16 protein-coding genes are annotated in these 13,947 nt (G+C 31.1%); 6 read left to right on the forward strand and 10 right to left on the reverse strand.

Annotated features, from left to right (window positions below; genetic code table 11):
* Positions 1–126 precede the first annotated feature (126 nt).
* A complete protein-coding gene (locus RH915_RS05555) occupies positions 127–384 on the reverse strand; it encodes a hypothetical protein (RefSeq protein ID WP_310478466.1) in 258 nt (85 codons plus the stop codon).
* A 134-nt stretch (positions 385–518) separates the two neighbouring features.
* Between RH915_RS05555 and RH915_RS05560 the strand changes: the two genes are divergently transcribed.
* From RH915_RS05560 to RH915_RS05580, 5 genes are all read left to right on the forward strand, one after another.
* Complete coding sequence (locus RH915_RS05560) at positions 519–935, forward strand: HutP family protein (RefSeq protein WP_310478468.1); 417 nt, start codon at positions 519–521, stop codon at positions 933–935.
* Positions 936–1,236: 301 nt separating this feature from the next.
* Entirely contained in the window at positions 1,237–2,265 is a 1,029-nt protein-coding gene (locus RH915_RS05565; protein ID WP_310478469.1) for an ABC transporter substrate-binding protein, read from the forward strand.
* Positions 2,258–3,166 (forward strand): ABC transporter permease, encoded by a 909-nt coding sequence (locus RH915_RS05570; protein ID WP_310478470.1) that lies wholly within the window; start codon positions 2,258–2,260, stop codon positions 3,164–3,166. Before RH915_RS05565 ends, RH915_RS05570 begins: the two co-directional genes overlap by 8 nt.
* Positions 3,132–3,926 carry an ABC transporter ATP-binding protein gene (locus RH915_RS05575; RefSeq protein WP_310478471.1) on the forward strand — a complete coding sequence of 265 codons (795 nt, stop codon included), beginning with the start codon at positions 3,132–3,134 and terminating at the stop codon, positions 3,924–3,926. The genes RH915_RS05570 and RH915_RS05575 overlap by 35 nt, the downstream gene beginning before the upstream one ends.
* A gap of 172 nt (positions 3,927–4,098) precedes the next feature.
* Positions 4,099–4,773, forward strand: a complete 675-nt coding sequence (locus RH915_RS05580) for a VanZ family protein (protein WP_310478472.1) — start codon at positions 4,099–4,101, stop codon at positions 4,771–4,773.
* On the opposite strand, the gene RH915_RS05585 is transcribed toward RH915_RS05580, so the two are convergent.
* The 4 genes from RH915_RS05585 to RH915_RS05600 form a co-directional block, all read right to left on the reverse strand.
* Positions 4,770–5,795, reverse strand: a complete 1,026-nt coding sequence (locus tag RH915_RS05585; RefSeq protein ID WP_310478473.1) for a nucleoid-associated protein — start codon at positions 5,793–5,795, stop codon at positions 4,770–4,772. The two genes, RH915_RS05580 and RH915_RS05585, sit on opposite strands and share 4 nt — an antisense overlap.
* A 129-nt stretch (positions 5,796–5,924) precedes the next feature.
* The gene (locus RH915_RS05590; protein WP_310478475.1) at positions 5,925–6,407 is read right to left on the reverse strand and encodes a flavodoxin domain-containing protein; all 483 of its coding nucleotides are present in this window, start codon (positions 6,405–6,407) and stop codon (positions 5,925–5,927) included.
* A 28-nt stretch (positions 6,408–6,435) separates the two neighbouring features.
* The gene (locus RH915_RS05595) at positions 6,436–7,020 is read right to left on the reverse strand and encodes a GDSL-type esterase/lipase family protein (RefSeq protein WP_310478477.1); all 585 of its coding nucleotides are present in this window, start codon (positions 7,018–7,020) and stop codon (positions 6,436–6,438) included.
* A gap of 17 nt (positions 7,021–7,037) precedes the next feature.
* A complete protein-coding gene (locus RH915_RS05600; protein WP_310478479.1) occupies positions 7,038–7,319 on the reverse strand; it encodes a hypothetical protein in 282 nt (93 codons plus the stop codon).
* A 196-nt stretch (positions 7,320–7,515) separates the two neighbouring features.
* On the opposite strand from RH915_RS05600, the gene RH915_RS05605 reads away from it, so the two are divergent.
* Positions 7,516–7,836 carry a hypothetical protein gene (locus RH915_RS05605; protein ID WP_310478480.1) on the forward strand — a complete coding sequence of 107 codons (321 nt, stop codon included), beginning with the start codon at positions 7,516–7,518 and terminating at the stop codon, positions 7,834–7,836.
* 57 nt (positions 7,837–7,893) lie between these two features.
* Here RH915_RS05605 and RH915_RS05610 read toward each other — a convergent pair whose 3' ends face one another.
* The 5 genes from RH915_RS05610 to RH915_RS05630 all read right to left on the reverse strand — a co-directional run bounded on the left by RH915_RS05610 (position 7,894) and on the right by RH915_RS05630 (position 13,945).
* Positions 7,894–8,616, reverse strand: a complete 723-nt coding sequence (locus RH915_RS05610; RefSeq protein WP_310478482.1) for a M48 family metallopeptidase — start codon at positions 8,614–8,616, stop codon at positions 7,894–7,896.
* Positions 8,617–8,666: 50 nt separating this feature from the next.
* On the reverse strand, positions 8,667–9,836 hold the full coding sequence (locus RH915_RS05615; RefSeq protein ID WP_310478483.1) for a DEAD/DEAH box helicase: 1,170 nt from the start codon (positions 9,834–9,836) through the stop codon (positions 8,667–8,669).
* 96 nt (positions 9,837–9,932) lie between these two features.
* Positions 9,933–11,012, reverse strand: coding sequence for an alpha/beta hydrolase (locus tag RH915_RS05620; protein WP_310478484.1), 1,080 nt, complete (start codon positions 11,010–11,012; stop codon positions 9,933–9,935).
* 151 nt (positions 11,013–11,163) lie between these two features.
* Positions 11,164–13,185 carry an ABC transporter permease gene (locus RH915_RS05625; protein WP_310478485.1) on the reverse strand — a complete coding sequence of 674 codons (2,022 nt, stop codon included), beginning with the start codon at positions 13,183–13,185 and terminating at the stop codon, positions 11,164–11,166.
* A complete protein-coding gene (locus RH915_RS05630) occupies positions 13,166–13,945 on the reverse strand; it encodes an ABC transporter ATP-binding protein (RefSeq protein WP_310478486.1) in 780 nt (259 codons plus the stop codon). Before RH915_RS05630 ends, RH915_RS05625 begins: the two co-directional genes overlap by 20 nt.
* Between the last annotated feature and the right edge of the window lie 2 nt (positions 13,946–13,947).

Below are 13,947 nucleotides of genomic sequence, written 5' to 3' on the forward strand. Positions count from 1 at the left end.
TAGATAGGCAAAAACGATAAAATTGAACAAATTTGTTCTTTAATATGAAAATAAGCTGTGAATTTATTCACAGCTTATTTTCATATAATACTGTTTTATTTATTTTTGTTTAACTCAGCACGATCCTTAATATACATTTATTACCTTTGTTACATAATCGTCTTGACCTGATGTAGCTTGTACCATCATTGAGCGATTGTTATTTTGTATATTTACTTTATATACTTCATTCCCCTCTTCCTCATTTTCTTGTTTCTTAATAGTTATGTGATCTCTACTTGCAACATTATAGGCTTCGAGTACTTCGGCTACTCTATATTCTAATTCTCCAGTAGGACATTCTAATCTCTCTATCCGCTTAATTGCATTTTCAATATTAGTCATTTTATTTCTCCTTTTTCCTTTTTTATCATAATTCCCTTAATTACATATTTTATTACTTTACAAATAACTACTTTTATTATAATTAGTTTAATATGGTATACTAATTATAAATCTCAAAGGATTGGAGTGTTTTTATGAATTGGACAAGTACTGATGCAGCCAAAACTTCAATTAGAATGGCTATTTCATCAAGAAATGATGAAGAAAAACTCATACAAGAATTTAAAAATGATGGAATATATGCTGCTGCAGTAGATTTTGGTGGTAATTTAATAGCTTCTATACCAAAAATACTGGAAAGAACGATTGTCGCTTCTAAACGTAGTGGCGTTACAAAAGAAAACCATTTACACGATGGGGCAATTGTTGGGGCTTGTAGAGAAGCTATTATGCAGCTTGAAGCAAAAGCCAATGGCCTTAATGTTGGAGGTAAAATTGGAATAGCCCGTTGTGGCGAGCACGTTAGTGTATGTATTTTTATGAATATTGGTCTTCTTCACCTTAACGAGGTTGTAGTTGGATTAGGGCATCGTTCATTACCGAAATTATAAAAATTATTTGACAATCTAAGAATAATTATTATATACTAATACTAATTTATATATAAGTGAACTAATTCAAGAAAAGAGTATTTATGTAGAATTGTAGAATAGTAGTGTTCAACCGTAGCGAATAATTTGTATTATAACATAATGTAGAATGGGTAATATGGTAGGAGATAATGACAATGAACCTTTGATTAAAGGTTTCTATTGTAGTACTTAATTTGTTATTAAACTCTCTGTTCCCAGGGAGTTTTTTATATTTAACTAGTTTTTAGTTTAAATCATAATTTTTTAGGAGGATGGTAGTATGGTAGAGAAAAGAAAAATGGTAATTAAGCTTTTATGTTTTATGATTATTGGTGTATTAATGATTGGATGTGGTTCTGACACTGATAATGACTTAACTAGCGTTACAGTAGAAGATCAAATTAAAATTGGCATAAGCCAGATTATTGAACACCCTGCACTTGATAGTGCACGCCAAGGATTTATAGATGGTCTTGCTTCTCAAGGTTATAATGAAGGTGAACAAATTGATATAGATTTTCAAAGTGCACAAGGTGATATTTCTATTGCCCAAAGTATTGCACAAAATTTTGTTTCACAAAATAAAGATATGATTTTTGCAATTGCTACTCCATCAGCACAAACTGCTTTTCAAGCAACAAATGATATTCCAATTTTAATTACTGCTGTTACAGATCCTGTAAAGGCAGGTATTGTTAACTCTTGGGAAAAATCTGGAACGAATGTTACTGGAACAAGTGACAATATTGATTCAATCAAACATTTTAATCTATTAAAAACACTTGCACCTGAAACTAAAAAAGTTGGTATATTGTACAATACTGGTGAAACTAATTCAGAAGTTCAAGTTGCTCAAGCTAAAGAAGCTGCTGCTGATTTTGACTTAGAAATTATTACTGCTTCTGTATCCGATATAAATGATGTCAATCAATCATTAGACTTTTTGTTAGATAGAGTTGATGCACTATACACTATTCAAGATAATGTTGTTGCTTCATCTATGCCTTTAATTGCAAATAGTGCTAATCAAAAGAATATTCCTATTATCGCTGCGGATAAAGCGCATGTTGATGCTGGCGCCCTAGCAACTAAGGGAATTGATTACTATCAACTTGGTTTTGAAACAGCTTTAATGGCTATAGAAGTTATTAACGGTGAACTACCATCAGAAATGGGTATAAAAAAATCTAATGAGTTAGATATAGTTATTAATCTGGATACAGCGGATGAAATTCAACTTGATATATCTGATGACGTAAAAGCATCAGCTACATTAATTAGAGACGGAGTGAAAGTTGAAGATGAATAGTTTTTTGTTAAGTATACTAGAACAAGGATTAATTTTCTCTATAATGTCTTTAGGTGTATTTATTACTTATAAAATTTTACATTTTCCTGATTTATCAGTTGACGGTAGCTTCCCTTTAGGTGCTGCCGTCTGTGCTACTTTACTGGTTAATGATATTAATCCATTTTTAGCCTGCTTTATAGCTCTAATAGCTGGCATGTTAGCTGGAGGTATCACGGGAATTCTTCACGTAAAACTGAAAATTACAAATTTACTTTCTGGTATTTTAGTTATGATCGGTCTGTATTCTATTAACCTTAGAGTAATGGGTGGCAGAGCTAATGTTCCACTGTTTGCTCAAGAGACAATCTTTTCTGGAGGATACCCACCAATTGTAATGATTCTTGCTTTTGCAATTATTGTTAAAGTATTTCTTGATTTATTTTTTAAAACAAAGTTTGGTTTCTTGTTAAAAGCAACTGGCGACAACCCCCAAATGGTAACCTCTTTAGGTGTTGATATAGGGAAAATAAAAATTGTAGGACTTATGTTATCAAATGGTCTTGTAGCACTTTCCGGGGCAATAATGGCTCAATTTAGTAGGTTTTCTGATGTTGGTATGGGAAGAGGTATTATCGTCATGGGCCTTGCTTCTATTATTCTTGGTGAAACGATTTTAAAGCGTTTTTCATTTAGTATGACTTTAATGGCTTTGATTGGTACGCTATTGTATAGAACCAGTATTGCATTTTCATTGAGAATGGGTCTTCCGGCTACGGATTTACAGCTAATAACAGCAATAATCGTTATTATCGCTTTAGGTTTAAATGGACGAAAATTTAGTTTATTTAATAAATTAAAAGATAAAAAACTAGGGGGTGTTCTTGATGCTACAAGTAAAAAACCTAGTAAAAACTTTTAACAAAAATACAATTAATGAAAAATTATTGTTTAATAAATTTAACCTTTCCATTAATGAAGGTGATTTTGTAACTATAATAGGTAGTAATGGAGCAGGAAAATCTACTTTTCTTAATATTTTAGCCGGTTCTTTAGACTGTGATAGCGGTTTTATTGAAGTGGATGGTAATGATGTAACTAAGTCTTCCGAATATAAAAGAACTACAATAATGGGTAGAGTGTTCCAAAATCCCTCTTTGGGTACTGCTCCTTCTATGACTGTTTTAGAAAATCTATCAATGGCCTATAATAAGGGAAAACGATTTAACCTAACTCGTGGGACTTCAAAAACCCATATTCCCCATTTTAAAGAACTATTAACGCAGCTTGACCTTGGTCTTGAGAATCAGCTTAACACTGAGGTAGGTCTTTTATCTGGTGGACAAAGACAATCGCTTTCATTGATTATGGCAACGATGTCTAACCCTAAACTACTATTGTTAGATGAGCATACAGCAGCTCTAGATCCAAAAACATCTGAAAAAATAATTGAATTAACTGAGAAAATTATATTAGACAAAAAGATTACAACTTTAATGGTTACACACAATCTAAACCAAGCGATTGCACTAGGAAATAGATTAATTATGTTCCATAAAGGTAATGTTGTTCTTGATATACAAAGAGATGATAAGAAGCACCTTACAATTGAAAAGTTACTAGGTTATTTTGATGAAATTAAATCAAATGATTTGATTAGTGACGCTATGTTATTTTCATAATAAAACTAATTTTTTGCGAAATAATAAACCCCACATGTTCTCCGTTATAGATCATGTGGGGTTTATTCATAAATTTTTAATAATTAACTATAAATCTCTATTGGTTCATGTTATGATATGCTATAATTTTACTATTAACTACCCAGATAATTTAAATAAGAAGGTGATTATATTGAAATTGAAATCTTGGTTTATTTTACTCTTTTTTATAGGGCTTGTTTTTTATCTATCTTCTATACCAGGTTTGCAAGTCCTTCCTTTACTTAAACAACTTAATTCACTTTTAGGAAGTTTAGATTTAAGTTTAGTTAGGTTTTCAGAGTGGTTAGCTAGTATAATCCCTTTAAATTTTAATGAACTCGGCCCTTTTAGAACAGTAAGTGAAGATTTTCTTTTATATGCTAATGATAATCCAGCAATTATTGAGTTTGTTTTAAGAAAAATTGCTCATGTAATTATGTTTTTCTTCATCACAATTGCTTTTTTTCTATTAGCAAGCCAGTACACCAAGAAACCTCGCAATGCGATTATAATTGCGTTTTTAGGCGGTACTACTATGTCTTTTTTAGATGAATATAGACAAAGCTTTGTGCCAACTAGAGTTGCAAGTTTAATGGATGTATTTATAAATTTTATTGGCGTATCAATAGCAATAATGGTTATTCTTTTTGCTCTTTTTATTACCAAAAGTGCACGTATTCAAGAGTACTATTATAAAAATTTTAGAAATAAAAACAACTTAGCTCAAACTGAGCAAAAGGATCAAGTAACAGAAGATGCTATCCAAAACCAAGATACACAGGTTTTTGATACATCCTTTTCAGAAAAAGTAAAAAAAGAAGATTAACTTCTATTAAATAGCTTGTTGATGTTTTTTAAAATAATCGATATTGTACCATCAGGATTATTGATAAACTCAATCATGTCTTTATTATTATAATAATCTGATGGTAACTTTATCTCTATACCACTATCGGTTTTAAACTTTTGGGTAATTAACTTTTTAGAAAAACTATCATGTTCTGTAAGTTTCACTTGATCTTCATTTATCCCTGCACTTTTTACCTCTTCCATATACTCTTCTTTAATCTCTTGATAATCTCCAAATACTTCATTAGCCACATCTGAAACTTGTATCTCATGGTTTTCCTTTAATTGAGTTGCTAATGTTTGATTTAGTTTAACTGGTGTTTTAAAATCTTCATCGAAGTACTTTTTGTTTAGCTTTTTTGTCACATCGCTTATTATTTTAAATTTTTCATGACTTGATAAATCAAAACTGCAGTTCAGAAATTTTGTTGATAAATAAAAGTCTTTTTCATCATCAATTTCATATAATTTTTCTAGTAATTTAATGCTCATATCCGAAAAGTTAATAATAATACTTTCGTCTACTTTTTGCGTGATGTTAGGCAGTGTTGTCATCTGTCTAATAATATTATTTGCCACACCTTCTTCTGTATTAATTACATGATGGATATAGCTTGGTTTGTAGTTAAATTTTAATACGGCCAGATATTCAGCCATGTCCATTTCAAATATACAAATAATTACGTCCCCCGGCGAAATATTTGCATTCTTTTTCATAATTTCAAATAAATCTTCTGCTAGTTCAATACTAATCCCAATAAAACTTTCTGAATTTGTTCGTAGCTTTTCACATAAGCTCAATATTTTATTATCAGGATTATCAAAAACCCCTTCTTTTACTTTACTATTATTTAAAACTTTTAAAATATGCTCTTCCAAATAATAAAAAACCTCTTCATTCTTTTCTAATTCCTTTGTTGAGATCACTGGAATCTGTACACTATTATCCAAAATATGTAAAATTGCTTTTTTTACACGTATTGGGTTTTCTCCATCCAATCTAATAACCTCCTTCAATTTTGCTCCATTAGAATAGTATTACAAATTTAAAAAACAATCAATAAAAAAACATACTGTATTAGTAGTATGTTTCGTTATAAAGAATAAAAATTAAGGAAAGACAAAGTATTAGCTTTCTTGCAGTAATTGAACAAAACGATCAATATTCTTTTCTATAATATTTGTTTTATCATGCTTTGTTTTTGCAATAAATCTTGTAATTAAGCGATCCATAAATTTCATTTTTTTGAGCCGAAACGCGCCTCCAAAGTTTTCTATTGCCACGGCCTTTTCTAATAATATATCTGGAAAAGCTTTGTTTAACTGTGTCTTTACCATATCTTCATCGCCCATACAGCTTATAAATAATCCTAGTTTTTTTTCTTTTAAGATATCTTCATGCTTCGATGCAAATAAGCTAACTTCTTTATTGATCATCCCTACATAAACTGGTCCTCCGATTACAATAGCATCATACTTTTCTAGATTACTTACATCAAAATTATTTATAAGATTGAATATTTCTACTTCACCTTTTAGTTTCTCAGATAAAGTTTTTGCAATTTTTTCAGTGCATCCATATTTTGTACCATAAAGTATCAAAGTCCTCATCTTTTTATCCCCCCCATTTATATAATAATTAAATTTCATTGGTCTTTAATGTATCTTTTACTGTTTTTACAACTATCTCATGTCCTTTAGGCGTAAGGTGTACCCCATCTGTAAAAATTGTTTTCTTGTCCATTTCAGCTAAATAATTCAGAATTTGTGCATATATATCTATATACTTTATATTATTATCTTTCGTAAAGCCTAATACCCAATTGCGATATGATTCTATTTTATCATTTACGCTTATAAAATCCGTTGTTGCTGACCAATATTTATTGGCCATTGCAGGGTCTACTTGTGGTTGAATTCCTATTATAGGTGTTATACCATTGTTATTGCACATTCGCACCATATATTCTATGTTTGAGCACACTACATCAACTGAAATACCCATGATAAAGTCATTAGAACCACCCATAATTATGACCTCAGTTGGTTTTTGAAAAATAACATCATTTTTAAATCGAGAGACCATTCCTTCTGTTGTATCACCATTTATCCCTCGGTTAAAAACACGTTCGCCTAATGTAGGCTCTATTAGGTTTACCCATGCCTGAGAAGACTTTACCCCAAAACCATAGGTTAAACTATCTCCTATACAAACTAAGCTCACATTGTCACCTTCTTTTCCTAAACATAGCCTTTTTCACTTCTTAAGGCTTTTATTTGTTTTTGTATGTATTTTAAATCATATGAATCAAAATCTTTTTTTCCATTTATAACAATGACTTCATCATCTAATCTATATTTTATATATAAAAATCTTTTTTCCTCTTCTTCATTCACATTTTCACTATTAAATGAAGGATAAAGCTCATATTTCCATTGTCTTCCCTCTTGGTATACAATATAATTCATCACTCCTTCTTCTAAACCTTCTTGTAATTCTTCTGCTAATTCCTGTATACGCATGCATAAAGTCTCCTTTAAAGTTTTTATTTATTATTCCCCTACTATTTTATAACAATATCTGTTGTCTAATCAACGCTTCACTTTTTAAGATAATAGATTGTGTTGCTATATATGGTCTAACATAAGAGGATAAAATATTGCTTTTTAGACAATCTAATAAAATATAATAAATTTTATTTAAAAGGATGTGACAGAGTTGAAATTAAATAGTAAGATACACTGTCCTCAATGTGAGGGTAAAAACTTTGTAGCAAAGTATGAGTCTACCTATGTTTATTCCTACAAAATTCAAAATCCAGATTCAAAAGAAGTTAATCCAGTTATTAAAAATGAAGAGGCTTTACCTTTTTTATTTGATAATAGAGAACAAAAAAATGCTAGTCAATACATTGAGTGTGATGACTGTGGGGAGAAATACCCATGCGAATTTACAATGGATGCAAAGCAAATAGACTTTACTATTTTGCAAAAGGCAATTCGAAGCGACCATGTTGATCAACCATATTTTTTTGGGTAGTAGTGTATAAAAGAGCCGTCTTATATAAAGTTAAAAGACGGTTTCTTTTAACTAAATTCATCCCATATGCGTCATGTAAATCAAGCCATATTTCTTTAGATGATTTTTACTTAACTCGTAATTTGGTAGCGTATTTTTAACTAGCTGCCAAAATTCTTTTGAATGATTTAAATGAATTAAATGACATAATTCATGTACCACCACATATTCGATTACAGATTTAGGCGCCATAATTAATTTCCAGTTAAATAGCACATGTTCCTTTGAAGTGCAACTACCCCAGCGTTTTTTTTGATCTTTAATTGTGATTTTTGTAGGTTTCACCTTAAGAACGCTTTGATAATCCAATATAATTCCCTCTATACACTCCCTAGCTTCGTTAAAGTACCATTGTTTTAGTGCTTCTTTTATCGTCTCTTTATCTGTTGATCCACTGTGTACTTGTATCTTGCCTTCAATTTTTCGCACTTCTGGTATTGTAATTTCTTTATCTAAGACCACATCTAAACTACATACTTCTCCTAAGTAATAGAGTGTTTCGTTATTCACATAGTCTATACTTTTCTGTTCATGTTTAATATCTTTTAATTCTAATTGTTTTCGTACTATCCATTTTGATTTCTTCTTAACAATTTCAAGGACCTTTTCTTTAGATACACCCACAGGAGCAATAACTAGGACTTCTTCTTTTCCCTTTATCTGAATTGATAAGGTTTTTCTGTTTCTATGAACTAATTCGAACTTTATAATTTTATTTTCGTATTCATAAGATAATACCATTGTTGAGCACCTCGGTCTAGTTGAAAAACTCACTGTTAAACAGTGAGTTTTTATTTCTTATTTATCTTTTTCTTTTTTATAATCTTGTCTACATCAACAACTTTTTGGTTTACTATACTCACTGCTTTGACATCTATATTTAATTGCTTCATCATTTTATACATGATGAATTTTTCTCGATCTCTCACAATATTATAAACGACACCATTGGTATTCATTCTACCAGTACGACCAGCCCTATGTAAATAATCTACTGGATTAAGGGGTAAATCCATATTAAATATATGTGATACATTTCTAAAGTCCATCCCTCTAGTAAATATATCTGTAGTAACTAACACATTTAACTTTCCATTATTAAAAGAACTTAAGTAATGTTGTCGATCCTGGTTTTTTGTCCTTGTTTGTATTCCAGCTACAGCTAACCCAAGGGATTTTAATTCCTTAACAAATCGGTCTACATTTTCATTTTTATTAATAAAAACTAAAGATTTGGCTGGCTTTAAAACATGAGTGAGTTCTGCAAGGGTTTCCGTTTTCTTTGGTGCTTTACTTATAATATATAGATGTTCTATTTTTGACGGAATAGGCTTAGCACGATCTAAAGATATATGCTCTGGACTTTTCATAATATCTCGTAGCGTTGTTAGTGCTTCTTCTGACAAGGTAGCAGAAAAACTAACTAGCTGTCTATCTTTAAGTGTACTAGAAATAACTGCGTTTACTTTTTCACGTAGTCCTTGCTGTAATATTTGATCCACTTCATCCAAAGCTATCATCTTAACACCATGCATTTTTAGTTTTTTTAATCCAATTATATGTAATAGTCTGCCAGGTGTGGCTATAATCAGCTGAGGTTTGCTTTTTAACTTATCAAGTTGTCTACTTATATTCATTCCTTCAACCAAAGACATACAAGTAATTTTTGTATCTTTTATAACCTGCTCTGCTTCTCTATGAATTTGTAGACTTAATTCTCTACTTGGTGCCAATACAAGCATTTGAAGTTCTCTTTTCTCATGATCAATTTTTTCAATCATAGGTAACAGATAAGACAATGTTTTTCCAGTACCGGTCTTTGCTTTTCCTATTACATCTTTCCCTTCCAAAATAAAAGGAATCGATTGTGCTTGAATTTCTGTAGGGTTTGTTATTCCTTCTGCCTCAAGATTTTCTATTATAAATTGCTTAAGATTTAAGTCATTAAATTTTTTACTCAAATTATATTTCTCCTTTTGTGTATGGTACATACCTTATTTATATATTACCTAAAGCATTCGTTTCATATACTCGATTACTTTCAAACTATATTAAAACTAATTCAAACACTCCATTAAAAATCCTTGTATATCATCCATTAAGTCTAGATTTATATCTTGGACTAGAACACGATCTATCTTTGCATAAAAGTCTTGCTTCACTTCATATGGAATATTCTGTTCATAATCATTATAAAGTTCACGGTATTCAATATTAATTTCATCAATATAGGCTATAGCATCATCAGAGCGCAAAAGATTATTGTGTCCATTACGACCTGGATCACTTAGTGATCTTGTTCTGATATTAGGATTCGTCATTTTATCGGTCTTCGATATAATAGAACTCCCTTTATATTCTATTAGGTCATCTTCTGTCCCATGTAAAATTAATACTGGTACATCTGATCCATTAATAGCATCAACTGCATTGAATGAAGCGACTTGACCGAATAGCATTCTTTGGTATAGCCACAAATAAGGCCGCTGCGTATGAATAAAATTACCCATCATACGTTGTCCTTGTTTTAAAATCATGTCCATAGGACTATTGGCTCCAGCAACTGAGACAACACCATTAATTTCATGATCATAGTGCAATATATTAGCTACTGCATACCCACCCCAACTGTGACCAAATAACACTATTGAAAGATTATCAAATTCGGATTGACCACTTACATATGTAAGTGCAGCATCTAAATCTATTAACCCCTGAGGAAATCCCTTTGTTGTTTTCCCTTCACTATCAAAACTACCTGTTGCATCATAGGCAAATACTCGCCAACCATTGTCTACAAAATATTTAATTTCAGGTAAATATATATCTGCGCCGCCTCCTAAACCATGGGCTAATACAATAAGTCCTTGTTCTTGATTCTGGCCATATACATAGCCCTGTAATCGATTGTTTCCTGATTTAAAGTTTACTAGCTTCCTTGGGTACGCTTCCTCAATATCTGAATATCTTAAGTGGGCTGTAATCGTCTCATCATGTCTATCATATCTTGGGAACTGACCGTCATAGATCACCTTTACAACGATCATAGAAATGATCGAAAAAATAAGGATAAAACCTATAATACCTACCCCTAAGATTTTACTTATCTTCTTTTGTTTTATTTCTTCTAATTTCATATGATCACCCACTATACTAAATTTTTAAATCATATACTTTATAGTCTATGTGCTTTATTCAGTATAGCATAACTAGTTATAAATTATTAGTAAAATATGTATTTGAATAGTATATAACAAAAAGTAAAACCACTATAAGTGGTTTTACTTTTTATGTTCGTACGGAATTTATTGTTTTATCCTCTTCTACAATTTTTCTGTAGCCTATGTAGGTTATTAAGAAGTAGGTTGAATACAGTAAAGAGAATATAAATAAGGTGATTAAGTAGTAACTAAATGATGCAGATTCAAGTTTTGTTCCGCTTATTAGTAGACTATTTAATCTTATGGATAATATTGAGCTAAATAAGATAGGTAGTATAAGGGGTAGCGTGAAATACATAAGTAGCTGTAATAAGATTAGCTTCTTACGTTCTTTTTTATCTGTACCTAATTGAGATAGTATTTTGTATCGATGTTTATATTTTGCTGCATCACTTAATTGTTGAACTGCCATTACGGTTAAAGCAACACTAACAAATACTAATGCAACATAAAAAACAGATGATACTAATAATATTATACCGGACTTGGCTTCGTTATCAATGCCTCCACCCTTTACCAGTATGTTGTCATATATTACATATCCACTATCTACTCCCATTCCATGATCAATCGTTTCTCTCCTAATGTTTGTGTTTGAAATTGTCCAGTATTCGGAATCTTGATTAACGTACTGAAGTAGTCCTGTATATAAATCTTCGTTGGGTTCTTTTGCACAGCTAGCAGCAAATAAAGAATAGTATACTTCTTTATTTGATACTGCTTCATCAGGTACCACTATAATAAACCCAGCACCATTTTGACCATTTTGAGCGAAGTCTTCTGAATAAATTCCTTTATTATTATATATATTATTATTTATTTTAATTGTTGGATTTTGTTCTATATAGCTTTCATAGTAGTCCCTTACAGATGGCACTGCATGAATAATATATTGGTTTGGTCCCATCTGAACTTGGTCTAAGGAAAGCATATTCCTTAATACATTGTAATCGCTTAATTTTAAGTACGTATCGTATTGAAAGTATCCACCTGATATATCATTATTAATTAACACATTTGTAAAGGAATTAGATTCTCCTTTATAAACCCGATAAACTATACTTTTACCATTTTCATCAGTTAACCAACCATTTTCATTCATATAGGATTGTACATCCGCAAAGGATTCATCTTGATTATGAACTGCTATACTTACATCAAAGGGCACATATGATTCTATTTCTTCTTTTACATTACTTAAGCCAACAGCTACATTACCCAGTAATAGCGTCAACGTAAAGAGTAATGCTACATTCCCCATAGTAATACCCATTGTATTAATTTTGGATGTCAGTTGTCGGAACAAAAACATGTTTATTTTCTTATACTTCAGGCTTTTGAATTTTGAAAGCATCATCACAATTACTCCAGATATACCTATGTAAAAACTATAAATTGAAATTACTATGCAGATGATAGTAATAAAAATTTTTGTACTTGTAACCACCACAAGCCCTAAAATTAAAGATAAAGCAAAAAGAAACCAGCTAATTGATGTTTTCTTAAGTTTTATGGTTTCATTTTGCTTATCCATATAGATTAAGTCGTGGATTTTCATTTTTTTAAGTTTACTATTATTTCGCATGACAACAAAAATCATTATGGCGCCATAATAAAGAATTGTTAAAAATAGTGCTTTGATGCTAAAGTCCATTGCTAGTTGATAGTCTTCACCAAAAAAACCAATTACAATATATGATAGCAGTTGAAAAAGAAAAACTCCTCCAAGTGCACCAAAGACAAAAGATATCCCACCCATAAAGGTATTTTCCCAAAGAAATAACTTAGATACGTCTTTCGTTTCCATGCCCAATATTAGATATGTCCCAAATTCTTTGCTTCGCCTTTGCAACATAAATTGGGTCATGTAATTAATTAGCCAAGTTACTATTAAAATGACTATAAATGAAAAAACAGCAAGTAACATTAAATATTCAGTCATATATGTACTGATTTCTCTTATGGACTCAGAAAATAGCATACTATTAAATGCAAACATTAATGCTACAACAATCGTTATCGTAATAATATAGGTGTAGTAATCTCCAAGGGAACGTTTTACATTGCGTCTAGCTAATTTCATTAGCATCCGCATCACCTCCCACTAAGGACAATACATCTATAATTTCATGGTAAAATTGTTGCCTTGTTTTTGCACCTCGATTCAACTCGTTGAATATCTTTCCATCTTGAAAGAATAAAATCCTTTTACTGTAGCTAGCAGAAAATGGGTCATGAGTAACCACTAGTATTGTTGCATCTAAATCCTCATTCATCTTACGTATTGTTTCTAGTAGCATCTTAGCTGACTTTGAATCCAGTGCACCTGTTGGTTCGTCGGCTAAAATTAGCTTTGGATTGTTAATTAAGGCCCTAGCACAGGCACACCTTTGCTTTTGACCACCGGATATTTCATAGGGAAATTTTTTTAGGATCTCAAAAATGCCCAATTCCTTTGCAATTTTTTTCACTCTATCATCAACATCACCAACATCTGTACGGTTAATGGTTAATGCCAAGGCAATGTTTTCTTCGATTGTCAGCGTATCTAGTAAGTTAAAATCTTGGAATATAAAGCCTAGGTTCTCCCGTCTAAATTTTGCGATGTCTTTATCATTTATTTGGTTTATATCTTTGTCATTTATGATTATATTCCCTGCGCTCACTTTATCAATGGTAGAAATGCAATTTAGTAGCGTAGTTTTACCTGAGCCAGATGCTCCCATGATCCCTACAAATTCGCCTTTATTTACTTCTAGGCTTACATTATCCAAGGCTTTTGTTATATTACTTTTCCCCTTTGAACCATAATATTTTTCTATGTTGTTAATCTTTAAAATTTTAGTCATAT

It is taken from the genome of Serpentinicella sp. ANB-PHB4 (genome assembly GCF_031432315.1).
GTDB lineage: Bacteria > Bacillota > Clostridia > Peptostreptococcales > Natronincolaceae > Serpentinicella.